Below are 23634 nucleotides of genomic sequence, written 5' to 3' on the forward strand. Positions count from 1 at the left end.
GTGGATGCTGACAAAACGACGCCACCTGCCGGGCTTTCAACGCATCCACATCACCCCGATGAAACGCATCCGCCACAACAGGTTCGAGCATCAACAACCGCGCCAACCCCACCAGCAGACTGCACTCACCGATCTCCAAATTCGTCGAACCATGCAACCACTGTGCGATCGCCCGGAAACCCTTCCCGCCGAGAACCTCACGGGAAAACATCTCCACGATCAGCAACACCATCCGCGACTGCAACTCGTGCCGGGCGTGCACCAGATCGAGAACCTCACCCTTGAGGTCCTCACCATCCAGCTGCCACGCTTCCCGACTGTTCATACCGAAAGTTTAATCGAACATACTTTCGAGAGCCAGAGACAAAACGGACGACTTAAATCGCCAACGCAGCCCGATGCCCCTCGATGACCGCTGCGTGCGAACGTCTCGGGGACAGGGCGTCACCGATGCGAAATATCTCGAAAGAACTTCCCTGCAAGGTGTTCCACAACTCGTCGACAGGTTCCTGCTGTGTCGCGAAGACCACCCAGTCGACCGCAACTTCCTCGACCACACCCGTCGGAAGGTGAACCAAGCTCACGAGCGGCGAGGCTCCAGCGCTCACCGAAGTCGCCATCAGATCCGTCCGTTGCACGATCGACTTCTCGAACGCCCGGCGGTTCCACCCCTCGAAATCCAGGGTGACGCTCAGATCTTGGGCAACCACCATGCCGTTGGTCGCGATCGTGACAGCGCAACCTCGATCAGCCAGGAATTCCGCCACCGACGTACCTTGATGGAATCCCAACTCGTCGTATACGAGCACCATTCCGCTCGGCAGAACCCTGCCGTCGAGAACGTCTCGAACACTTACGACACGCTCTGATCCACCCGCCCACGTTGGGCGCACGGGCCGCGCGCCGGTTGCGATCACGACCACGTCGGGCGCCCGTTCCTCCACAATCGCAAGGTCAGCTCCAACACCCAGCTCGATCGTCACACCGCTTCGGCGACACTCCGATTCGAGATTTCGCACGAGGTCGGCGAGCTCACGGCGAACCGATACCACCGAGGCGGTAAGAATCTGTCCGCCAAGTCTTCGTTCACGCTCGAACAGCGTCACCGCATGACCTCGCTGGGCCGCGGTGGCCGCAGCTTGCAGGCCGGCCGGGCCGCCGCCAACTACCACCACCGTGCGGCCCCGTCGCCGCGGCATCGGCAGTGGGACCGATTCCCGACCGGCGCGCGGATTTTCGGTGCACCCCAACCAACGCCCCAGACCCATCCGCCCGACGCATTCCTGGTTGCAGGACAGGCAGGTTCGCACCTGTGACGATTGACCGGCACGCGCCTTGTTCACAAAATCCGGATCGGCGATCTGCCCGCGAACTACGCCCACCAGATCGCATACACCGTCCTCGAGTGCAGCTTCGGCTTGCTCCGGCGTCTTGAAACGGCCGACTCCGACGACTGGAAGATCGATGACCTCCCTGATCGCAGACGGGACGAAGTTGGCGTAGCCCGTGGGTACAGCCATCGATGCTTCGACCAGATGCAGTGTTTCCGTGGCCATTCCGACGGTGGTGTTGATGTAGTCGACGTGACCGTCAGCTTCGATCAGTTGGGCGGTGGTTACCGCGTCGGACAGTTCGATGCCACCCCGCGTTCCTTCGTATCCACTCAGGCGCACACCGAGCACACGATCCGGGCCGATGGCCTTACGCAGGACCCCGAGCACTTCGAGAAGGAAACGAGCACGATTCGCCACGCCCCCGCCGTAGCGATCGGTGCGCAGGTTGGTCGAGGGTGCCAGAAACGCGCGCACGATGGACGACTGCGACGCCTGCAATTCCACCCCGTCGAAGCCACCGGCAACGCAGTTGCGCGCAACAAGGGCGAACCCTGCGAGAATCTCGGCAATGTCCGCGTCGTCGACAGCTTTGGGCACCTCGCGGAACAACGGATCCGCAACGGCGCTCGGCGCCAACAGCGGCGATCGCGAATAGGTTCCAGCGCCCTGACCCCCATTGTGGTTGATCTGCGCGAGAATCGACGAACCATGCGCATGAACGGCGTCGGTGATCCGCCGGTATCCCTCGATCGCTTCCGGCCGATAGCCCGCAATCATCTTCTCGTACGGTCGATCCGAAGGATGCGTCGAGTGTTCCTCGGTGATGATCAGACCCGCACCGCCCCGTGCCCGCGCCTCGTAGTAGCTCGCGTGCTGCTCCGTCGGCAACCCGTTCTCCGCGTAATTGGTCAGGTGTGCGGAGAACACGACCCGATTGCGGAGTGTCAGGTTGCCCAGGCGCAGTGGCGCGAAGAGGCGCGGGTATGGCGTCATCAGACCTTGGAGTTTCCCTGATCGAGAGCGATATGACTTGCCGTGACGGTGCGTGAACCGTCACCCGCGAGCCACAGAACGGTATCGGCGATCTCGTCGGGTTCGGCGAACGCGATGTCCGAGAGGATCGGAGTGAAGTTGGGAAGGTACTGCGGAAACTTTGCAAATACCTCGAGCGCGCCCTGGTCGACCCCCATCGGCGTATTTACTCCGTAAGGGTGGATCGAGTTGACCCTGATCTTGTACTCCCCCAGTTCCTTTGCCGCGGCCTGCGTCAGACCGACGAGACCGAACTTGGCGCTCGCGTAGTGCGCCTGTCCGGGCAGCGCCTTGAGTCCGGCCACCGAACTGACCACGATGATCGATCCACCGCGCCCACCTTCGATGATCGCCGGCACCGATGCCTTGAGGGTTTTCCAGACTCCGGTCAGGTTGATGTCGATCAGGGTTTCCCACTGCTCGTCCGACATTTCCCAGAATCGATTCCAGTTACAGACCCCGGCATTGGCGACCACGATGTCAAGGCGTCCGAACTGCTCGACACCGTCCTTGACCACCGCGGTGAGCGCTGCGCCGTCACGGACATCTACCTCGCGGGCGAGGATCTTCCCACCCTCCGCTTCGACCAGACGTATCGTCTCGGCAAAGTCCTCGGAAGTTGCTGCGTCGTAAGAATTGTCCGACGCCACCGACGCGCACACGTCGACTGCGATGATCGCTGCTCCCTCGCGCGCCATCTTGACCGCGTGCGCACGTCCTTGACCGCGCGCTGCGCCGGTGATGAAAGCAACGCGACCTTCGAGCGAACGAACTGAACCCTGTGTCATGAGATAGCCCTCTCTGCAGAATTGAAACTCGTTCTAGTAGTAAACCCTGCAAAGCGCCCTTCGCGGATGGATTCGAGAACAGTTCTCGGGGCAACCGAGTCACCCACCTGGATGTCGGCCGCTTCCTTCAGCGTTTCGTTCGGCAGACGGGGCGAGCAGTCGATCACCACTTCACACTCGAGCTGTGACCACTCGCCGGTATGAACGTGCTCGACGCAGACGGCCCCTGAGGCGATTTCGATGACACGGGACGCGAGCACCCTGGTGACCCCGGCCTGCTGGATGCGCGTGTTGGCGCCGACCAGATCCCCACTCGCACCGAGCCTCGAACCGACGATGCTGTCCAGGGTCACAATCGAGATGGAGACGCCCTCGGCCGCGAGTGCTTCTGCGAGCGCCACCGCGATCGGTCCACCGAGCGGATCGATCAGCGCGACCGGACCCGGCCCCACGGTGGTCAACTTCCCGAAGGCTTCCGACGCATCCAACCACCGAACCGAGTCGTCGACCGGATACGTCGGCGGCCGCGCAGCACTACCGGTGGCAACCACAACCAGCTCGCCCCGACTACGTGCATCACTCAGGTCCTGCGCGTCGACCGCCGCCCCGGTCCGCATCGTCACGCCGCTACGACGGCATTCGTCCTCGAGCCACTGTGCGAGGAGTGTGAACCGGCTGCGGCCGTCACCTCGCGCAAAAGTTCGGATCATGCCGCCGAACTGCGATGAACTCTCGACGAGTGTGACCGAGTGCCCCGCCACCGCCGAGATCCGCGCGGCTTCCATCCCGGCGGGGCCACCCCCCACGACCAGCACGGCTCTCGGTGTCGAAATCTGCTCTCGCTCATCGGGGTCCACCGTCTCGAAACCCGCGCTCGGATTCCCGACGCACGTCACGACCGGGTTGCGAGGATCACGCACGAGGCACGTCTGATTGCAGAGCACACACGGCCGTGGACGATCACCGCGCGCGGCTTTCACGACCACGTCCGGGTCCGCGATCTGGGCCCTGGTCATCTCGACGAACTCGGCCACTCCCAGCGCTGCACGAGCGTCGGCGATGTCCACGACGCTCCCCTGCACGACAACCGGAATCGAGACCGCGGCCTTGATCTCACGGCACAGATCGAGGTTGAAGTTCGGCGGGCAGTGAAAGTCGGGTCGGTACCCCTCTGACGAATAGAGTCCGCCACGAACGACAACAAGGAGATCGAGTAGTGGCGACAGATCGCGTGCAAAACCGGCGGCGAGATCGGGTGTCAGTCCCGCCCATGGTGCTTCCTCGTCGCAGGACAACCGCAGGGAGACAACGTGGTCCGACCCGACTTCCTCGCGCACTGCCGAGATGATCTCGCGAACAAGGGCAACGCGATCAGTGCCGTATCGGTCTTGCCGAGTGTTGGTCAGACCCGAAAGGAACTGCCGCAGAATGCTTCGAGGACCGGCATCGAGTTCCACTCCGTCCATTCCCGAAGCGATGGCCATTGCCGACGCTTCACGAAAGCCGGCCATCAACTGGTCGATTTCCGGCTGCCCCATTGCCATCGGCAACTCACGCGTCACCGGGTCGGCCACTCTTGACGGTCCCCACAGCACCGATTGGGAGTATGCGCTCGATCCCTGCATGCCGGTATGACCGAGCCCGGCAAGAACCAGCGTTCCGTACGGAGCACATGCGGCCGCGATCGACTGCCACCCCGGGCCGCATTCCGACGCCAGCGGTGCACGCTCGTACGGCCAGTCGTTCTCCAATACCGAGGCCACTTCGGTGACGACGATTCCGGCTCCACCCTCGGCGCGGCGCTGGTAGTACGCACGGTGCCGATCGGAAAGTGATCTTCCCACAGCAAGATTGGTCTCATGCGGACCGAAAACAACCCTGGACCGGACGAAGCGTCCGGCCAGGGTTGTGTGTTCGTCGAGTGTCAACTCACAGCTCTATCGGAACCGCAATCTCAGCTGGCGCCCAGTGAGCGTGTGAAGCCTTCCGGGATCACCAGGTCTGCCGGGCTCAGTTCGGTGATGGACGAGTGGCCAAGGCCCATCAGCCCCGAGTCGATGCCCATCCGCATCAGGTCGAGCACGTTCTCGACACCGGCCTGGCCGTTTGCCGAGAGACCCCACAGGTAGGCGCGCCCGAGCATGACGGCCTTGGCTCCGAGTGCTAGCGCCTTGACGACGTCGCCGCCGCGTCGAATGCCGCCGTCGAGAACAACTTCCACCTGATCGCCCACGGCCTCGGCAATGCCCGGGAGCACGCGGATCGGCGCCGGGGTGCCGTCGAGGTTGTTACCACCGTGGTTGGAGACCGAGATAGCGGAGACACCGGCGTCGACAGCTCGCTTGGCGTCGTCGATGCGCATGATGCCCTTGAGCATGAACGGTCCACCCCACTGCTCACGAAGCCAGGCGATGTCTTCCCACGTCGGAAGCGGGGTCTGCATCCACTCGCCGTACGCGCCGAAGAACGTCGGTGCCGGCTGGCCGGGAGCCGCGAGGTTGGGTGTTGTCAGATCGGGGATCTTGCCGGTCTTGGCGAACTCCAGCAACCACTTCGGGCGCATGATGCCCTCGGGGGCGAACTGGAACATCGCCTTGAGGTCCATCTTTTCGGGGATTGACGGGCTGCCCCAGTCGCGACCGTACGAGAAGGACCAGTCGGTGGTGATGATCAGGCCCTTGGCACCGGCAGCGCGAGCGCGCTCCATACGCTGCAGGAGCACGTCGCGGCTGCCGACCCAATACATCTGGAAGAAGACCTGCGGGTTGGCCGCGGCAACTTCTTCGATGGACTTGCTGGCGAAAGAACTCAGTCCGATGGCTGTTCCCCGTGCTGCAGCCGCACGAGCTACCGCTACCTCACCGTCGGGGTGCACTGCCTGCACACCGGTCGGTGAAATCATGACAGGCAACGAAATGTCCTGGCCCATAATGGTGGTGGACATCTCGCGCTTGTCCGACAGTCCCGCAGCGTGAGGAGCGAAACCCAGTTCACTGAATGCCGCGACGTTGTCGTCGACCGTCAGCCCTTTCTCGGATCCCGCCACCAACGCCGCGTACACGGACTTGGGCAACCTCTTCTTCGCACGGCGCTGTGCTTCTGCCACCGTCTCGAAGAAAGCATTCTTAGCCATTGAACTGACCTCTCTGGGGTGCAGCTTTCGCCGCACTGTCGGTATCGCGCAGTAGTTACTGCATTCCCGCAAGCGGGTTTTCGTCACAAATCTTGGCGGGCGGACGCATCATCAGTGTCAGTGGCACCGATGCACGTGGGGTCTTACGTTGACCGGAACGGGAGTGATCGACGCTGGACTTCGGGACCTCTCCCGCCGACGCCAAAGCCATTTCACCGTTGCCGATGACGCACTCGGGGTCAGGTCCGTCCATCGGCAGTCCGGTGAAGAACTTGGCTGCCATGCAGCCACCCCGGCAGGAGTCGTAGTGATTGCACTTGCTGCAGGCGCCACCGGTCTGCGGCGAGCGCAGCTCCTCGAACAGGTCCGAGTGCTGCCAGACTTCCTGGAATCCACCGTCTTTCACGATGTTTCCGGCGAGGAACTGCTCGTGAATCGCGAACGGGCATGCGTACACGTCACCGACCGGGTCGATCAGGCACACGACGCGGCCCGCGCCACAGAGATTGAGACCGGGCAGTGCATCGCCGAACGCGGAGAGGTGGAAGAACGAGTCGCCCGTCAGGACGCCTTCGCCGTTGGCCACCAACCAGTTGTAGAGCTCACGCTGCTGCTCCGGGCGTGGGTGCAGGTCGTCCCACACGTCGGCGCCGCGGCCCGAAGGGCGCAGTCGAGTGATGCGCAGGGTCGCGTCGTACTTGTCCGCGAGAGCCTTGAACTCGTCGAGCTGACTGACGTTGTGCCGCGTGACGACCACCGAAATCTTGGCGTCCTTGAAGCCGGCTTCCTTCAGGTTCGCGAGAGCCCGCTCGGCCATTGCGAACGAACCGGGCCCGCGCACAGCGTCATTGACCTCGGCGGTGGCACCGTCGATGGAAATCTGCACGTCGACGTAGTCACTGGCCGCAAGCCGTGCCGCGACCTTCTTGTCGATCTTCACGCCGTTGGTGGAGAACTTCACGCCAACCTGGTGGTCCGTTGCGTAATCGACGAGCTCCCAGAAGTCGGAGCGTACCGTCGGCTCGCCGCCACCGATGTTGACGTAGAAGACCTGCATACGTTGCAGCTCGTCGATGATGGACTTGCACTGTTCGGTGCTCAGCTCGTTGGGGTCACGGCGACCCGACGACGAAAGGCAGTGCACGCAGGACAGGTTGCAGGCGTAGGTGAGTTCCCACGTCAGGCAGATGGGGGCGTCGAGTCCGAGTTCGAACTGATCGACGAGGCGACCCACCTTGGCGGGCGGAGAGGGCTGTTCAAGAACTGAGGTCATGGCTGCGTCCTCGCGAAGAAATGAAGCGGGCGAACGTGCAGAAGGGCTGTTCCGCACGTGGGGGCGAGCGTCTGGCTCAGACAGGCACGATCATGTGCGAATCGGCGAGAGTGCTCAGCGCGCGGGCATATTGGGGAGCCGCGTCATCTTCGATGCCTTGCGCACGTAGTGCGGACCTGACATCAGGATGGTCTGGCAACGCCTTGACCACCGCAACGATGGTCGTGTTCTTCAGGAACGACAGCTTGCGCGTTCCGAAGTGGTAGAGCAACGCCCCGAAAGGTTCGGGGCGAAGCGCTACCTGCGGGTGGAGTTTCCACCCCGCATCGAGATCCAAAGCAGACACGGTCAGTACACGCCGCACATGCCGTCGATGGAAACTTCCTCAACGAGGGACTCCTCGACGAGGTCGTTCTCGAGCGCCTTGTTGTCACGATCTGACATGGATTCCTCCTGCGGTCGCACTCCGTCTGGAAGTCTGTAGATCAGACTTCCAACCTGGGAGTTGGTGGTCACTAGTGGGACTTCACTGTGACTCGGTTCACCACTGTAATGGCATCGAGTGCAGAATGACACACATGGAGCGAAAAAAGTATGCGTAGCCGCAAGAAACCGTCCGCTCGGATAGGTCGTCGCCCCTCCACAACGAGGGAGGGAATCAGCACGATCGGCATCGAACTGTTCTCCACCGTCGGCTTCAACGAGGTGAGCGTCGACCAGATAGCCGACGCCGCCGGCATCGCGCGTCGGACTTTCTTTCGCTACTTTCCGTCCAAGAACGCCGTCCCCTGGGGCGACTTCGACGGACATCTCGACGAGATGCGCGAGCACCTGGATTCACTGCCCGCTGACATACCGTTGGTCGACGCACTCGAATCCGCATTGTTGACGTTCAACACCTTCCCGCCGGAAGAGACTGCGGTACATCGCAAACGGATGGAATTGATCCTCGAAGTTCCGACGCTTCAGGCATACTCTGTGGTGATGTACGAAGGTTGGCGGCAGGTGGTCGCCGACTACGTCGCACGCCGAATGAATCTCGAGCCGACCGATCACGGCCCACGCACGGTCGGCTATCTTCTGCTCGGGGTCGCCATGTCGGCGTACGAACAGTGGCTCACCGACGATTCACTCGAGCTACCGGAACTCTTGAAAACAGGTACGCAGTCCTTGCGGACCGGCATCACCACCTGAGAAGCATCACCACCTGAGAAAGGCGATCATGTCCACCATCACGAACGAACCGGTCCTGGATTCACTGGCACCGTCGACGCCGGGCTTGTGGTCGTTGGGGCATGTCACCGTCGAACGTGTCGATTCTGGTCCGATCTCGCTCGATCGTCGAGGCGGCCGACTCCACGTCAGGCACTCCCTCACTCCCGCCGATCTGAGCGAGCGACTCGTAGCCGGAGTCACCTCGTCGATCCAGGACGCGGAGTTCGGTCAGGACGAATTCGAGTTGACGATGGTCGGACTGGTTCGGTCCACCGTGGACGGCGCTCTCGAATCCTGGACCACCTACTACCGGAACTCCCTTGCCGAACTACTGGACGGCACTGCAGATTTCGCGCCGATTCACGACAAAGCCGAAGAACTGGTTCGCGGTTCCGTACTCGATCTGGGTTCCTGCTTCGGTTTCCTGCCCCTGCGGCTCGCGCGCGCCGGAATGGACGTGACCGCCACGGACATCCTGCCCGGAACGATGATCCTGCTCGACGCGGTAGCCCCCGAACTCGGCATCACGATCGACACGGTGATCTGCGACGCGGGTGAAGTACCGGCACCGGACAACAGCGCCGACACCGTCACCGCAATTCATCTCCTCGAGCACGTCGACGATTCGGTCGGCGAAGCCGTGATCGCGCAGGCACTCCGAATCGCACGTCAACGGGTCGTCATAGCCGTCCCCTTCGAAGACGAAGCCACCGCGTGCCACGGCCACATCCGTACGTTCGATCTCGAGTCACTGCGTGCGGTCGGCCGGCAGACCGGTGTGCCGTTCGAGGTATTCGAGCATCACGGCGGCTGGTTGGTGCTGGACGCATCGGCCGCCTGAAAAGAACTAGCCTTCTTTCAGCGTATGGGCGACAAGTGCATTCGCGTGCCCATGCCCCATCCCGTGCTCCGACTTCAACCAATTCACCAATTCCATGTGCTTGGTGAGGTCTGAGCTTTTGATCAGCTCTTGCCACTCACCGATCGGCCGACCGTATTTCTTCTCGATCGACGGAAAATACGACGCCGGGCCTTTCACGGGTTCAGTCATGACCGGAATCTACCTCCACCGCCCGACAATATTCGCGCACCTGCGGTGCCCGCATGTCCGCACCTGCGGAATCGCTGGGTAGATACGCGACCATCGGATTATGGTCGAAGTACACCCACCCCAGAGCACAGGAGTTTCAGAGATGCGACTGTCCACACGAAATCAACTCACCGGCACCATCACCGAGGTCAACCTCGGCACCGTCATGGCAACGGTCAAGGTGAAGTTGGACGGCGGCAACCAGATCGTGACTTCGTCGATCACCCGCGATGCCGCACTGGATCTCGACCTCGAACCAGGCCAAGCTGCAACGGTATTCGTGAAGTCCACCGAGGTGACGATCGGCGTCGAATAACTGGTGATCGCTGCGATCAGGGCCGGGTGAGATGCGTGGTCATCGTGTAGTTCTTGCTCGGCCCCGTCACGGTCCAGACGACCGCCCAAGCCGATCCATCTACTGCAGTGACGTCGATTCGCCCGCGGTAGGTGTCCGCACCGCACAGGTGCTCGACTTCCTCCCCCGGCGCCCAGTCGTGGAACTCTCTGCCGTCTTCGAATGTCACGGCCCATTCGAGGCCGCGCTTTGCAATGAACAGAGTGCGGAACACTGGCAATTCCAGATCGCCGTCACGCAGAGTGCCACTCTCGTACCAGCGCATCCGACCGTCACCGGCGTCGGAGATAGTGGTCTCGCCGAAGACATGCTTGGTGGAACCGGAAAGGCGGTCGACGATGTCGCGCTCGAAGTGCCACGTTCCTGCCAGCGCCCTCGGCTCGATCTTCGCGTCGTCAACCATGTGACGATTCTAGTGACCCTGGACAAGGACTTGCGAAGGAGCCGAACGCACTGCGTGGAGTATGTTCCGAGTACACCCGGAACACGCAGGAGATTCACACAGACATGAATGATTCGGCCGCCCTTCACCAACGCACAGTGTTCGCCGAAGATCTCGAGATCGGCCAAGTGATCCCATTGGGCTCGTATTCGGTGACCGAAGAGGAGATCGTCGAGTTCGCAACCCAGTGGGATCCCCAGTGGTTTCACATCGACAAGGAAGCCGCCGGGTCCGGGGTCTTCGGCGGGTTGATCGCCAGCGGGCTGCACACCCTGTCGATCTGCCAGAAGTTGGTGGTCGACAGTCTCTACGACCAGTGGAACGTGATCGCCGGAAAGTCCATGCGCGACGTGAGCTTCCTACGTCCACTTCGCCCCGGTGACACCCTGAGCGGAAAGGTCACCGTCGACAACGTCGTGTTCGACAATCGCGCGCGGGGATTGGTCACCATCACAGCGAAATTGGTCGATACAGACGGCAATCGCGTTCTCGACGTAGTCACTGACGCCTACCTGCACTGTCGCCCGACTCGCGGACAGTGAATTATCGGTAAATTCCGCACCGCATTGTCTGAATTGCCGTACTTTCAGTGACGTTGCGACGCAACAGTACCCATCCCCGCAAACAGGAGTTCCTCACACATGAGCAGCCTCGGCGAGATCAATCCTCTCGGCATTCTTCAGATCCTCATCTACATGCTCTTCGGTGGGTCGTCCAGCACTCCCGAGTAGACCCTAGCTTGCCATAGCCATAGTCAGCATCTAGGGTGCTGACTATGGCAACTAATAGTCAGGCGTCCGCGACGGTAGCGCCGTCGACCGACGCAGCGTGTCATCACACCGAATTCGACTCCAGCTGGCGGAGTTTCGACGGCATTCAGGGCGGACTCGCCGTTGCACGGATGCTGCGAGTGGCTGCCGACGCGTCCGGAGCCGAACCTCTGGCAGTCACGGCGCACCTGGACCGCCCCGTCCCTCCGGGGCCGGCCGAGCTGACTGTCGACGATATGCGGGGCGGGCGGACCGTCAGTTGCCACGTCACGCTGACCGGTTCGGGATCCGCTCTCGTTCGCCTAGCCCGCGACACAGGAGGCACAACGATGTCCGCCCCTGTCGCCGCACCGACTCCGGCCGACCCGTCAACCCTGCCGCCGCTGGAGATCCCGGTGGATTTTGTGCCGTTCTCCCAGCACCTCGACATCCGGCCGATCAATTCCGCGAGGCCGTTCGCCGGTGGCGACTCCCCGGAATTCGACGTCTGGATCCGATTGCTCACAGACCTCGATTTCACGGCCCAAGAGCGCGCCGCGGTCCTTCTCGACGCGCTTCCGCCCGGATTGTTCGCGACACTGACGATGCCCGTGGCTATACCCACTATCGAGTTCACCGCGCATTTCACACCGGAGCACCTCACGGCAGATCCCCAATCACTGTCACCGTGGTATCGCCTACGCCACGGGACCGCCTGGGCGACAGACACTCTCTGTGTTGACGAATCCGAACTATTCGACTCGACCGGACGGCTCGCTGCTCGGGCTCGCCAGCTTCGTCGAATTCTGGGTTGAACTCCCAATTGAGTTCAGCCCTACTACCCCTGGAGGTCGCGACGACGGAACGCAACAAGCGATGCTGTCGAAAGCACTACTGCCACAACGATCATTGCCAGCAGCGGTAGAACTGTCACTGACTCGGCGGGGGCACCCGGCACGTGGGTGAAGGGTGACAGATCCAGCACTAACTGTGGAAGCTTCAGCAACGTTCCGAGTTGCCCGAGCACGATGCATGCCGCCAAGATTCCCCAGGAGAGCGCCGACGCGTAGGTCGGAAACAGTCCGAAAGCCAACGACACCAACCCCACGACTACAAGCACCGCGGGTAGATAGGCCAAGGCGGCGCCAGTCATCCGGAGTGTGTTGCCGCCGATGTCGTCCGTGACGAGCCCGAAGGCAAATCCGGTGAAGGCACCCATCAAGACGTGCGCGAGGATCACCCCACCCACAACCACACCCAGGTGGGAAAGCATCCACCTCCACCGCGACAAAGAGGTTGCCAGCAACGGTTCGAGCCGTCCCGATGTTTCCTCACCCCGCATCCGGAGAAGACTCTGGACCGAATATGCCGCGATGACAATCGAGGTGAGACCGAGAGCAGTGGCCAAGTACGAATCCACCAGATCCGTACCGCCGCCACCAAGTTTCTCGAACATCTCCGCGGTCTGCTGCGACGATCCCACCATCGCGTCGATCTCGTTGCCCACAGCGCCGTAGGCGAACCCGAGAATGACAACGGCAAAGATCCACCAGAACATCGTCATTCGCTGCATGCGCCACGCCAGGCCCCAAGCCGACGGCAACCACGATGCTGCGGTCGGCGGGCCGGGCCGGGGCTGCACGAGCCCCGCTCCCTGATCGCGATGGCCGATGAGAACAAACGCCACCACCACGTGCACAACCGCAAATCCGATCAGCAACAGCAGGATCCACCAGGCGTCGTCGTCGAAAGGTCTGATCTGTTGCGCCCATCCGATCGGCGAAAGCCACGACAACCAACCGCTCACCACGCGAGTTCCGTCGTCGACGACCGTACTGTTCACGTCGCCGATCGCGCGCAGCATGAAGGCAACACCGATCGCGGCACCCGCCAGACCGTTGGCCGTACGAGCACCGTCGGTGATCTGCGCAGTCACCGCCGCCACACCGGCAAACGCGATTCCGGTCCCACCTATCGAAGCACCCAACGCGAGCGAACCAACGACAGGCAAACCGACGGCGATCGATCCCAGGGCAATTCCCAGTGTCAGAACCACGTTCGCACCGACCGTGACAATCAGTGCGGACGTCAGAAGCGCTCGCCGACCCACCACCGCAGCACCGATCATCTCGGCACGGCCGGTCTCCTCGTTCTGTCGTGTATGACGAACCACCGCAAGGGTGCTCATCAATGCCGCCACCAACGCGAACACGAGCACCGACTGACTGGCGACTATCGCGCCCTGCGAATCGCCGGACACGATTCCGTTGGTCGCCAGCGCCACCGGCGATACCGCGGAACTGACTGCGATGTTTCGTAATTCCTCGGGTGTCGAGTACAGCCCGGTCACACTGGCGACGACTAGCAGCATGAACAAGACGATCGAGATGACCCACACCGAAAGCTGAATTCGGTCCCGTCGCAAAGCCAACCGGACCAGTCGGCGTGTGCCGGTGAATTGACTTGCCGAGGCAGGTACCGGTGGAGCGGCCTCGACAACAACGGTCATGGCCGTACACCGGTCTCGGCTCGCAGGTGGACCGAAGTCTCCCTGGCGCGCTCGTCACCGTAATGACGCAAGAAGAGTTCTTCGAGTGTCGGCGGAGTGGAAGTGAGCGCCACGATTCCGAATCCGACCAAGTACGTCATGAGTGGTCCGAGTTGCGCGCTGTCGACTTCGCAGGTGACGTGGTTACCGTCGATCACCGCGTCGTGGACCCCGCCGAGCCCGTCGAGTCCGCCGATCTGGCGCTGTGTCTCCGCCGAGATGGACGTGCGCGTGAGATGCCTGAGTTCGGACAGCGTTCCCTCTTCCACCGTCCGCCCGTCGCGGATGATGCTCACGCGATCGCACAGCGCTTCGACCTCGGCGAGGATGTGGCTCGACAGCAGGACCGTCTTTCCGGCGTGAGCCACCTCTTCGACGCAGTCCTGAAACACCGCTTCCATCAACGGGTCGAGCCCCGATGTCGGTTCGTCGAGTACGTAAAGGTCGACGTCGGACGAAAACGCCGCCACGAGTGCAACCTTCTGCCGATTACCTTTCGAGTACGTCCGCGCCTTCTTGGTCGGGTCAAGTTCGAAGCGATCGAGCAACTCGCTGCGGCGTTTTCGGTCCAAGCCACCGCGCAGACCCGCCAACAGATCGATAGCCTCCCCGCCGGTGAGGTTGGGCCACAGATTCACGTCGCCAGGCACGTAAGCGAGACGTCGATGCAAGGTAACAGCGTCTCGCCACGGATCGCCGCCGAGAACAGTTGCGTCTCCGGAGTCCGAGCGGAGCAGGCCGAGGAGCACCCGAATAGTGGTCGACTTTCCAGAGCCGTTCGGTCCCAGGAATCCGTGCACTTCACCTGCTGAGACTTCGAGGTCGAGGCCGTCCAGCGCGCGGGTGGTACCGAAGGTCTTGACGAGGCTTTTCGCTGAAATTGCCGCACCCATGAATTTGACCGTACGCCGATTTCACAAATGTGTGAAGATAGAAAAGAAGAAAGATCGAAGGGTTCCGATGACCGACATCAGCCGCACCGTTGCACCGGACGAGAGCCGACATTTTGTCGAGCGACTCTCACTCGTTCTGAGCGACATGGGTTTTCCGCCGATGCCTGCACGCGTCTGGGCCGCGTTGATGACCAGCGAGACACCCTCGTCCACGCCAGGAGATCTCGGATCCCGATTGGGAGTGAGCCCCGCCGCCATTTCCGGAGCAGTCAGATACCTCCAGCAAGTCGGATTGATCGAGCGAGTGGCCGTCCCCGGATCGAGGCGTCAGCACTACTGCGTCAGCGTCGACATGTGGGCCGACGCGTTTGTCACGAAACAATCGTCCCTCTACCAGGTCTCGGCAGTTGCGGACGAGGGCATTCGGGTCCTCGGTGAAGGCACTACGGCCGGCGATCGTATGGAAGATCTGCGCGACTTCTTCGACTTCATGGCCGCGGAAATGCCGCGCATGCTCGCGGACTGGCGCTCCCAGCGAAAAGACCGGACACCTGGAAGGTAACTTCAGGTTTACCCGCATTTTCGGTGGGGTACCTCAATTCTCGTTCCAGCATGATGAGGTGCGCTGTACCCGAGGAGTTGTTGATGAAGCTGTCGATCAGGGGCGCGAAGACTTCACCGACGCCACCCTCCGCACGAACCGCTTCACCCGAAACCTGTGAACAATCGATTTCCTTGAACCGCAACGCCGCCGGGGCATTCGCCGGCGATCATCACGCACTGTCGAAACTCCTGGCCCGATTGCACCCTCGCGTAGTTCTCTACTATCGCGCCAGGCTTCTCGGGACGCCTGTCGCAACATTCGCCGACGATCTCGCCCATCAATGCACCCTGGACGTCGTCACACGAATGTCCGAAACGATCTCGGCCGACACACGAATCGAGAACTTCGCCTACGCGTTGGCCTCGCAACGGATTGCGTCAATTCCCCAGTCACGCAACATCGACGGACAATTCAAATGCCCACGTCGCCTCACCGACGACCAACGTGAGGTCCTGGTATTGCGAATCGCAGTGGGTCTGACTGCCGAGATGACCGCGTCGACTCTGCGCACAACTCGATCGAGCGTGCTCCTCGTACAGCATCAGGCGCTGCGCGCCTGGGCGGTCTCCGAGCGGAGCTAGATCAGACCTTGCTTACTCGCGGCGTAGACGGCCTCTGCTCGCCGACTCACCTCGAGTTTGCGCATGATGTTGCTGACGTGGAACTTGACCGTGGTCGGCGAGATGAACAGTCGCTCACCGATCTTGATGTTGGACAAGCCGTTTGCGAGCAGTCTCAGTACTTCGAGTTCACGATCGGTCAATCGTTCTTTGGATGACGACTGCCCGTTGAGCGATCGGACGACAGCCGATGCGCTGCGAGAATCGAACGCACTCTCACCCCGCGAGACCGCCCTGATCGCACGCACCAATTCGGTGGTGTCGACGTCTTTGACGACATAGCCGCGAGCACCCGCGTGTACCGCTCGCACCACCAGTTGATCGTCGAGAAAGGTGGTGAGAACCAACAGTCCGAGCCCGGGATGCGCCGTAGACAACTGGCCACAAAGGGTCAGTCCCTCGTAGTCGGAACTGGCGGAGAGTTTCAGATCCATCAAGACGATGTCCGGACCCACCTTGTCGACCACGGCAAGCGCCTCGGCGAGAGACGAAGCCTCCCCCACGATCTCGAGGTCGCTTTCGCGCTCGAGAACCGAGCGGAGCCCTTGCCGCAAAATTGCATGGTCGTCGACCAGGACGATTCGAACCAATCCCTGAACCGGCGATGCTCCGCGGGTGATGACGGGACGCGCAGTGGTCATGATTCCTCGCTCTCGATTTCAGTGGTGGAGCAAAGATTGTCGACATCCGCCTGGAGCGGAAGTGCCTGTGGCAGTGGTAGTGGCAGTCGCACGAGAATCTGAATTCCACCGATCCGCGCGCGCCGAACTTCGAGCGCACCACCCAACTCGAGAGTTCGTGTCTGCATGTTCGCCAGTCCGCGATGACGGCCGTCGACGTCGTTGGTGGCTGCGAGTTTGAGGATCAGACGCATCCGCGCAGGGTCGCCGTCACCGTCGTCGGAAACCGACAGCAGCACCGTATCCGCTCGATAGGTCAACCGCAGGACCGCTCGACTCGCATGGGCATGCACCGCAGCATTGAACAGCGCCTCCCCCGCGATCCGCAGAAGAGCGTGTTCGGCATCGCCTGGAAGCTCGGTCGGGGTGCCGCCGACGCGAACGCTGACCGCCAACTCGTCCGGCATGTGAACCACGCCGAGCTGCTCGAGCATCTCGGGCAGCGACGTCCGGTCCGCGTCCGAGGAATGATTGAGCGCGTAGATCGCCGAGCGAAGCTGCTCGACCGCCCGCCTGGTCAAATCCTTTGCCAAGTCCAGTCTTTCACTGCGTTCCGCCTCCGGGATGTCGCTCCGGCAGACCTCGATCTGCATGCCGGCCGACAACACAGCCTGTGTCACGCTGTCGTGAAGTTCGCGGGCGATCCGGTGCCGTTCGTCGTCGACCACCTGGTGCCGGTGAGCCACTCCGAGTTGACGCTGCGTGGACTCCAATTCGCTGTTGCGCACCGCGAGGTCGGCTGCAGTGCGATTGGCCTCCGCATATGCGTCTTCGGCTCGTTCGAGCAGTAGTTGTCCGCGCTGGTAGAGCGCCGAGTTCTGCAGGGCCACAGCAGTCTGGCTGGCCAGAATGCTGAGCACGGCTCCGTCCGTCGTATCGAGTGTCCGGTTAGCCGGCGTCCAGGCAGCAAAGGCGCCGACCACACCGCCGCCGAGTACGATCGGCACAAACGCATAGTGAGCGTCGATCACCGAGTTGGATTCGATTCTTCCGCACCGGATGTCGTCGAGGCATTCGACGACGTCCTCCGGAAGCGGTGGCCCCTCCACGTTGTCGACCAGAAAAGGGGTGGCGTCCGGGCCGAGAACCAATCGCCGTGGTCCGGCGTCGGGCAATGTTCCGTCGGCCAAGGCGAAGACTATCCAGTTGGCACTCAGATGAGCACGGGCAGCTTCCGCCACCGCACAGACGAGGGTTTCCGGCCCCTCGACGGTTCGCACCAAAGCCCGCGAGATCAATTCCAACGCATGTACGACGCGTTCGAGACGCTCGGCAGCGCCGCGGTACTGCGGATAAAACGAACTCTTACCCGAACGTAATCCGGTGAGCCGCGACAGGTCCGCGGTCATCGTCTGCACCGCTTCACCCTGCACCGCATCACACTGTCCCTCTTCACAAGGCACCTCGGAACAACGCCACCATCTGCTCCTGCGTCGCTTCCCTGGGATTGGTGGACATGCAGGCGTCGAGCAACGCGAAGCTGGCAAGTCGACTGAGGTCCCCCTCGCGAACACCCAACTCCCCCAGCCCCTTCGGGACCCCAACCTCCCGGGCGAGACGTTCGACCCGGTCGGCCACCGCCAGCGCTGCTTCCTCCGGGGTGCCGTGCTGTTCAGGAAGGCTCAGTGCCGCAGCGATGGCGACAAAGGGGGCAGCGTCCGTCGTGGAATTGAATCGGATGACGTGGGGCAACAGAATTCCGTTGATGACGCCATGTGGCAGATCAAGCATGCCGCCCACCTGATGGCTCATGGCGTGCGCGGCTCCGAGTATCGCGTTGGTGAACGCCAACCCGGCCTCGAGACTCGCCTGCGCCATCACCGATCGAGCTTCCATCTCCATCGGGTCCTGGATCGTGTTCACCAGATTCTCCGTCACGAGGCCGACCGCGCGGAGCGCGTGATGATCGGTCAACGGATTGTGCGCCAGTGAGACGAAGGCTTCGATTCCGTGCGTCAGTGCGTCCAATCCCGTTGCGGCATTGAGCCACTCGGGCATCGTCGTGAGCAACCGCGGATCGATGACCGTCACATCTGGCACGAGGGCACGGCCGATGATGGTGATCTTGGTGCCGCGGGTCGTGTCCGTGACGATGCAGAACTGCGACACGTCAGCGCCCGTTCCGGACGTGGTGGGAACCATCACCAACGGCGGGATCGGTTTTGTCGCCTGATCGACACCCTCGTAGTCGAGTATGTTGCCGCCGTTGGCAGCGAGGACGGCTACACCTTTAGCCGCGTCGATGACGGAACCGCCACCGAGCGCGATGATGACGTCGCACTCGCCTTCCTGGTACACCTCGAAACCGGCCGCGATCTCGAAGTCCTTGGGGTTGGGCGTCAGCCCTGACCACACTGTCGCGGTCAAGCCCTGCTCCGTGAGATGGTCCTCGAGTTCGCTGACCCACCCCGCGTCGATCAAACCGGGATCGGTGACCAGAAACGGGCGGAACCCGCCGAACCGCAGAGTCGCGTGTGCTGCCTCGACCAGGGAACCGATACCGAAGACGATCTCGGGGGCGTGAAATTTGACCAGTCGAGCAGCAGTGCCGCGGCGATGAACACCGTGGTTCACAGCATCCGGATATGCCACGGACACGACCCCACTCTCCTCTCGCGCGGCACCGAGATCACCGCTTCGCGAATTCCCAGCTCGCTCGCCCGAGCACCAACTGGTGTGATCCACCTTACAAGTGCTGGCCCCGAGCCTACGCGGACAGCAGTCGGGGCACACCCACCGAAGGAGAGGCACTTACCTACCCGTTCGGGCAGGTAGTCGTCGCCGGAAAATAGATGGCGCGGCAATCAGGTCCCGTTGTACTTTCGGTTCTGGCCAGAGCGGCCCGTAGTACCGATCCAGAAGGTGTTTATGACCCAGCCCGCGCCGAGCGCGCCTCTCGCCCCTGCACTGCCGGCAACCTCGAGGGTCACTTGCTGATCCCCGAAACGACGGACTGACAGCCGCGAGGCCACTCGGCCTGCTCCTACCTGCTTTGTTCACTCAGCTAGGAGTTCTCCAGTGCCTCAATCACACAATTCCATCTCGAAAACCGACACCTTCTCGTGCATTCAGTGCGGACTCACCGTCATGACGTACGGCCCCGATGGTGATCGCCGAAACCACTGCCCCAGTTGCCTGCATTCCCGACACCTTTTCGACCAGGTGGAAGGTGGACCGTCGGACTGCGGAATGCGGATGGCCCCCATTTCGATCGCGGTGCTGCGAAGCGGCGATTGGATGATCATCCACCGCTGCGCACAGTGCCTCGAACTCACCTCCAACCCCGTCAGCCGTGACGACAACCAGTTGTTGTTGATGAGGATGGCGGTGCGGCCGCTCGCACAACCACCCTTCCCGCTCGAAGCCTTCGGCGACTTGTGAGGGGTGAGAAAGCAGATGCCACGTAGGAATCCCAGCACCCGCGCGCGGCGGGCACCGCAACGGACCAAGCACGTATTGCACGGAATCGGCGGCGAACAAGGATCAAGCTTCCGTTGTCTCACATGCCGTTTGGACATTTCCACTACGGCCCCGGGTACCGCACATCGGAACCATTGCCCGAACTGTCTGGCCAGCCGCCACGTCGATGGTCGTGTTCCGGGTGACCGGGCACAACAGTGCAGAGGTGCCATGGCGGCGCTGTGCCTGTCGGTCCGGCAGGACGGTGAGTGGATGCTCGTTCACCAGTGCGTCGAGTGCAATACGTTGAAAGTCAACAGGATCGCCGGCGACGACAACGCGTTGGTCTTGCTGCGGTTGGCGCTACGCCCGTTGGCGGATCCTCGACTGAGCTCGCGCGCGTTGCTAGCGCTCTGATCGATCGTCCGGCGTAATCGCGCGGTCCTGCGCGCGATTACGCCGGACGAACACCACGAACACGATCCCGGCAAGCAAGCCGACCGCCGTCGGTCCGAGGACCAGTCCCGAATACAGCCACGGGGCAGGTTCTGCCGGAAAGAGGTCCATGAATATGGGTCCGGTGTATGTCGGCTCGGCAAACGGCTCCCGATAGGATCCGCCGGTGAGAATGTGAGGTGATGCCAACGAGTTCCACCACCACTGAAACACGCCGAGCGCCACCAGCCCACACACGGCGCCGAGCACTGTCAGCGCCGCGATCGGTCGCCAGATCGATCCCCTGATTTCGGACATGAGATCAAACTAGTTCACGACGGATCGCGCAGTGACATCGGTGAAGTGCAGTGACATCAGCGAAGTGCGTGCCCCAGTTCAGCGGCCTTTGCCATCAGTTGCGCGGCATCTCGGGCAACAACAACCTCGTCGCAGATCTCCGAATACTCCGGCATCGCGCACGATGCCTGGTTCCAGTAACGCTGAGGTTCAGGCGTGATCCAGGCCAGACGGTGAACCTTTCGGCGGAGTTCCTCGAGCTTGTCCACCTGTGGGGGCAACCCGTTGCACCGACCGTCGCCCACGATGATGACGGACGTCCGTGAGTTCAAGCTGTTTCCGTGCTCGTCCAACAATTCTGTGAGCACTCGACCGTAATCGCTGCTGGCTTCCAGATCCAGACCCGGGTGCGCAAGTACCGCAGCCAGTGCGCCGTCACCGCTACTGGCGAGAAGGGTGTCGGTCACGTCGACCGGACGATCGACGAATGCGAGGACTTCACAACGATCTGCCCGGCGATGCATTGCCTGAGCCAACCGCAGAGTGAACGCGGTGATCGGGCGCACGGACAGCGACACGTCTGCGATGAGAAGTAGTCGAACACGATCGGGGCGAGGAGCTTTCACGACCAGGTGGAAGGGAATTCCGTCGGTGCGCAGACTCGAACGCACCGTGCGTCGCATGTCGAGATGCCCACGAGAGCGCTCCCGGGGCCGTGGTCTGGACGGTCCTCTCATCCGCCGAAGCACCTCGTGGCACGCGAGTTCGATGTCGTTGTGCGTTGCGCCCGCAGCAGATTCGCTGTCGGGCGCATCGGGAGCGCTTTCGGCGAGTGCAGCGGCCGAGAGTGCTTGCACGAACGCTTCGACCGCCTCGACGAGCCGGTTCAGTTGCGCCTGCGTCAGCGGCCCGTCGTCGGAGACGTCCGCATACGCTTTGCTCGGGTCGTATGCATCCAGCCAGGCGAGGATCGACGTCGGATCGTCCCAGGACAACGAACCGACGACTGCTGCAGCAACACTGGTGCTCAGGTCACCGACCACTGCCGACGCGGCACGATCCACGTCGACGGTGTAGCTGACTCCCCGTCGACCTGTCTCCGAACCGGTATCCACCGACAGTTCCGCATCGCTGGACGTCATCGACACATCGTCGTCGTCCTTGTGCGGGTTGAACCCCTTCTCCGCTTCCGGAGTCTCGAAGTAGTCGCCGACCTCGGCTGCACGCTCGTTGTACTCGGCATACCGGCCTACTTCTTGATCCTCGTCGATCCCCAGCGCGGTGGGCAGACCGTCCGCCACCTCGGCGCGCGAAGCCACCCGCTCGGCGTGCGCTTTGCCTGCGGCCGGCCGGAACAGCGCGTCGAATGCCCGATCGAAACCGGCCTGTTCGTGAGAATACTTGGCGCACACAGCCCGAAGACATGCTCGCAACGTCTCACGATCCGAAGCGCCGACCATCGCGAGTACACGCCGAACCTCGATGACCTCGGCCGGTGACGCGGAAACTCCGGCCGCCCTCAGCAATCGGCCGAAACTCGCGGACACCACGTCGAGAACAAACGACGGTTGCCACACGGCGAGGCCACTGAGCGTCGTCATCGCGTCGAACGGATTCCGCTGCCGCCGCGGATTCCCTGTTGATGGGGGTCACGTCCACCGGTCCCCCGGAACACGGCCGTCGTCGTGTTGGCGGGTTTGCTTGCCACCGTGGATCGCTCGATCGGCTCACCACCGTCACGCGACGGCGATTCGAGAAGCTTTCCGTCGAATCGTTCCTTGGCCAGCGTCACATCTGACGAGTACTTGAGCAACGCCGTGAGCAGGATGTCGCGCACCTTGGCGTCGGAAGCGGTGTCGAATCCGCTGGCGGCGAGCACTGTTGCCGCTCTGGCCGCGTCGATGACCTCCGAGATGGACGGGCTCTTGCGCAGCGGGAGATCACGCAAGATGCGAGCCAATTCGACAACCTCGGTGGCCGTAGCCGCATCCACCTCCGGCGCTCGGGCCGTGACGATCTCGCGTTCACGCTCCGACGTCGGATAGCCGAGATGGTAATGCAGACAACGACGCTTGAGCGCGGGTGAGAGCTCGCGGGTGTCGTTGGACGTCAGGATGACCCAGGGCTGCGAGCGGGCAACGAACGTACCGACCTCGGGAATGGTGATCTGCTGTTCGGCGAGAATCTCGAGGAGCAGTGCTTCCATCGATTCCTCGGTGCGGTCCACCTCGTCGACCAGAAGCACTACCGGATCGGGTGAGAGGATCGCTTCGAGCAGCGGCCGCACGAACAGGAAGTTCTCGGAGTACAACCCGAAATCCTGATCGGCCAGAAACTTGGATGCTTCGGCGACGCTGTCGAATTCGGAAACCTGATCACTGATCCGGTCGCGAAGCATCTGCACGTGCAGGAGTTGCTTCGCGTAGTCCCATTCGTACAGGGCTCGATTGTCGTCCAGCCCTTCGTAACACTGCAATCGCACCAGTTTGCGGCCCCCGATCGCAGCCAGAGACTTCGCCAGTTCCGTCTTACCGACACCGGCCGGCCCTTCGAGCAGGAGCGGACGCCCCAGCGCCGTCGCCAGATGAACGACTACCGCGAACTCGTCATCGGCAATGTAGTCCTGCTCTCGCAGAGCATCTTTCACTTCGATTCCGCTGGAGAAACTGCGACCGGACATGGAATACCTTTCGATAGGGGCACAGCCCCTGTGCGCGCTCGAGGAGTCTCTGGACTCCTTAAGCGCG

At 62.2% G+C, this 23634-nt stretch carries 26 protein-coding genes and 1 pseudogene; 9 read left to right on the forward strand and 18 right to left on the reverse strand.

Features of this window, described 5'->3' with window-relative positions; translation table 11 throughout:
• The 8 genes and pseudogenes from H7C86_RS13565 to mftA form a co-directional block, all read right to left on the reverse strand.
• Positions 1-325 (reverse strand): annotated as a pseudogene (locus tag H7C86_RS13565) (DUF222 domain-containing protein); the annotation flags it as partial.
• Between the two features lie 52 nt (positions 326-377).
• Entirely contained in the window at positions 378-2327 is a 1950-nt protein-coding gene (locus tag H7C86_RS13570; protein WP_029254886.1) for a mycofactocin system FadH/OYE family oxidoreductase 2, read from the reverse strand.
• Positions 2327-3154: a mycofactocin-coupled SDR family oxidoreductase gene (locus H7C86_RS13575; RefSeq protein WP_003941966.1), complete on the reverse strand. Its 828-nt coding sequence runs from the start codon at positions 3152-3154 to the stop codon at positions 2327-2329. The genes H7C86_RS13570 and H7C86_RS13575 overlap by 1 nt, the downstream gene beginning before the upstream one ends.
• Entirely contained in the window at positions 3151-5082 is a 1932-nt protein-coding gene (locus H7C86_RS13580) for a mycofactocin system FadH/OYE family oxidoreductase 1 (protein ID WP_182261683.1), read from the reverse strand. Before H7C86_RS13580 ends, H7C86_RS13575 begins: the two co-directional genes overlap by 4 nt.
• Before the next feature lie 26 nt (positions 5083-5108).
• Complete coding sequence (gene mftD / locus H7C86_RS13585) at positions 5109-6287, reverse strand: pre-mycofactocin synthase MftD (protein ID WP_020906858.1); 1179 nt, start codon at positions 6285-6287, stop codon at positions 5109-5111.
• A 55-nt stretch (positions 6288-6342) separates the two neighbouring features.
• Entirely contained in the window at positions 6343-7560 is a 1218-nt protein-coding gene (gene mftC / locus H7C86_RS13590; protein WP_003942089.1) for a mycofactocin radical SAM maturase, read from the reverse strand.
• Between the two features lie 76 nt (positions 7561-7636).
• Complete coding sequence (gene mftB / locus H7C86_RS13595) at positions 7637-7924, reverse strand: mycofactocin biosynthesis chaperone MftB (RefSeq protein WP_007728309.1); 288 nt, start codon at positions 7922-7924, stop codon at positions 7637-7639.
• Complete coding sequence (gene mftA, locus H7C86_RS13600; protein ID WP_063836238.1) at positions 7909-8004, reverse strand: mycofactocin precursor MftA; 96 nt, start codon at positions 8002-8004, stop codon at positions 7909-7911. The genes mftB and mftA overlap by 16 nt, the downstream gene beginning before the upstream one ends.
• A 150-nt stretch (positions 8005-8154) precedes the next feature.
• On the opposite strand from mftA, the gene mftR reads away from it, so the two are divergent.
• Entirely contained in the window at positions 8155-8754 is a 600-nt protein-coding gene (mftR, locus tag H7C86_RS13605) for a mycofactocin system transcriptional regulator (RefSeq protein ID WP_019744253.1), read from the forward strand.
• A gap of 28 nt (positions 8755-8782) precedes the next feature.
• The gene (gene mftM, locus H7C86_RS13610; RefSeq protein WP_141487538.1) at positions 8783-9616 is read left to right on the forward strand and encodes a mycofactocin oligosaccharide methyltransferase MftM; all 834 of its coding nucleotides are present in this window, start codon (positions 8783-8785) and stop codon (positions 9614-9616) included.
• A gap of 6 nt (positions 9617-9622) precedes the next feature.
• On the opposite strand, the gene H7C86_RS13615 is transcribed toward mftM, so the two are convergent.
• On the reverse strand, positions 9623-9826 hold the full coding sequence (locus H7C86_RS13615; RefSeq protein ID WP_019744255.1) for a DUF4287 domain-containing protein: 204 nt from the start codon (positions 9824-9826) through the stop codon (positions 9623-9625).
• 142 nt (positions 9827-9968) lie between these two features.
• On the opposite strand from H7C86_RS13615, the gene H7C86_RS13620 reads away from it, so the two are divergent.
• A complete protein-coding gene (locus tag H7C86_RS13620) occupies positions 9969-10181 on the forward strand; it encodes a molybdopterin-binding protein (protein WP_003942061.1) in 213 nt (70 codons plus the stop codon).
• 16 nt (positions 10182-10197) lie between these two features.
• Here the strand turns inward: H7C86_RS13620 and H7C86_RS13625 are convergent, their stop codons facing one another.
• Entirely contained in the window at positions 10198-10623 is a 426-nt protein-coding gene (locus H7C86_RS13625) for a DUF6314 family protein (protein WP_019744256.1), read from the reverse strand.
• A 104-nt stretch (positions 10624-10727) separates the two neighbouring features.
• Between H7C86_RS13625 and H7C86_RS13630 the strand changes: the two genes are divergently transcribed.
• A complete protein-coding gene (locus tag H7C86_RS13630; protein ID WP_182261684.1) occupies positions 10728-11204 on the forward strand; it encodes a MaoC/PaaZ C-terminal domain-containing protein in 477 nt (158 codons plus the stop codon).
• A gap of 233 nt (positions 11205-11437) precedes the next feature.
• Positions 11438-12226: a thioesterase family protein gene (locus H7C86_RS13635; RefSeq protein WP_019744259.1), complete on the forward strand. Its 789-nt coding sequence runs from the start codon at positions 11438-11440 to the stop codon at positions 12224-12226.
• A gap of 23 nt (positions 12227-12249) precedes the next feature.
• Here H7C86_RS13635 and H7C86_RS13640 read toward each other — a convergent pair whose 3' ends face one another.
• Both H7C86_RS13640 and H7C86_RS13645 read right to left on the reverse strand, forming a co-directional pair.
• Complete coding sequence (locus tag H7C86_RS13640; RefSeq protein ID WP_182261685.1) at positions 12250-13920, reverse strand: ABC transporter permease; 1671 nt, start codon at positions 13918-13920, stop codon at positions 12250-12252.
• Entirely contained in the window at positions 13917-14852 is a 936-nt protein-coding gene (locus H7C86_RS13645; protein ID WP_021343499.1) for an ABC transporter ATP-binding protein, read from the reverse strand. Before H7C86_RS13645 ends, H7C86_RS13640 begins: the two co-directional genes overlap by 4 nt.
• Before the next feature lie 67 nt (positions 14853-14919).
• Here H7C86_RS13645 and H7C86_RS13650 point away from each other — a divergent pair, with 67 nt between their 5' ends.
• Both H7C86_RS13650 and H7C86_RS13655 read left to right on the forward strand, forming a co-directional pair.
• Complete coding sequence (locus H7C86_RS13650; RefSeq protein WP_021343498.1) at positions 14920-15414, forward strand: GbsR/MarR family transcriptional regulator; 495 nt, start codon at positions 14920-14922, stop codon at positions 15412-15414.
• 83 nt (positions 15415-15497) lie between these two features.
• Positions 15498-16037, forward strand: a complete 540-nt coding sequence (locus tag H7C86_RS13655) for an RNA polymerase subunit sigma (RefSeq protein WP_031333086.1) — start codon at positions 15498-15500, stop codon at positions 16035-16037.
• Here the strand turns inward: H7C86_RS13655 and H7C86_RS13660 are convergent.
• Genes H7C86_RS13660 through H7C86_RS13670 form a run of 3 tightly spaced genes read right to left on the reverse strand, consistent with a single transcriptional unit; the run spans position 16034 to position 19354 of the window.
• Positions 16034-16717, reverse strand: coding sequence for a MadR family response regulator transcription factor (locus H7C86_RS13660; protein ID WP_019744264.1), 684 nt, complete (start codon positions 16715-16717; stop codon positions 16034-16036). The two genes, H7C86_RS13655 and H7C86_RS13660, sit on opposite strands and share 4 nt — an antisense overlap.
• Entirely contained in the window at positions 16714-18105 is a 1392-nt protein-coding gene (locus tag H7C86_RS13665; protein ID WP_037249337.1) for a MadS family sensor histidine kinase, read from the reverse strand. Before H7C86_RS13665 ends, H7C86_RS13660 begins: the two co-directional genes overlap by 4 nt.
• A 43-nt stretch (positions 18106-18148) precedes the next feature.
• Positions 18149-19354, reverse strand: a complete 1206-nt coding sequence (locus tag H7C86_RS13670) for an iron-containing alcohol dehydrogenase (RefSeq protein ID WP_020968994.1) — start codon at positions 19352-19354, stop codon at positions 18149-18151.
• A gap of 420 nt (positions 19355-19774) precedes the next feature.
• Between H7C86_RS13670 and H7C86_RS13675 the strand changes: the two genes are divergently transcribed.
• Both H7C86_RS13675 and H7C86_RS13680 read left to right on the forward strand, forming a co-directional pair.
• Positions 19775-20137 carry an RNHCP domain-containing protein gene (locus tag H7C86_RS13675; protein ID WP_003941922.1) on the forward strand — a complete coding sequence of 121 codons (363 nt, stop codon included), beginning with the start codon at positions 19775-19777 and terminating at the stop codon, positions 20135-20137.
• 15 nt (positions 20138-20152) lie between these two features.
• Positions 20153-20572, forward strand: coding sequence for an RNHCP domain-containing protein (locus H7C86_RS13680; RefSeq protein WP_031333082.1), 420 nt, complete (start codon positions 20153-20155; stop codon positions 20570-20572).
• Here H7C86_RS13680 and H7C86_RS13685 read toward each other — a convergent pair.
• From H7C86_RS13685 to H7C86_RS13695, 3 genes are read right to left on the reverse strand one after another with little or no spacing between them, the layout of a single operon-like run.
• Positions 20561-20908, reverse strand: a complete 348-nt coding sequence (locus H7C86_RS13685) for a hypothetical protein (protein WP_020968992.1) — start codon at positions 20906-20908, stop codon at positions 20561-20563. The genes H7C86_RS13680 and H7C86_RS13685 overlap by 12 nt on opposite strands.
• Positions 20909-20964: 56 nt before the next feature.
• Complete coding sequence (locus H7C86_RS13690; protein ID WP_182261686.1) at positions 20965-22488, reverse strand: MadC family VWA domain-containing protein; 1524 nt, start codon at positions 22486-22488, stop codon at positions 20965-20967.
• Positions 22485-23567 (reverse strand): MadB family AAA-type ATPase, encoded by a 1083-nt coding sequence (locus H7C86_RS13695; RefSeq protein ID WP_021343491.1) that lies wholly within the window; start codon positions 23565-23567, stop codon positions 22485-22487. Before H7C86_RS13695 ends, H7C86_RS13690 begins: the two co-directional genes overlap by 4 nt.
• Between the last annotated feature and the right edge of the window lie 67 nt (positions 23568-23634).

It is taken from the genome of Rhodococcus sp. UFZ-B548, from assembly GCF_903819475.1.
Classification (GTDB): Bacteria; Actinomycetota; Actinomycetes; order Mycobacteriales; family Mycobacteriaceae; genus Rhodococcus_F; species Rhodococcus_F erythropolis.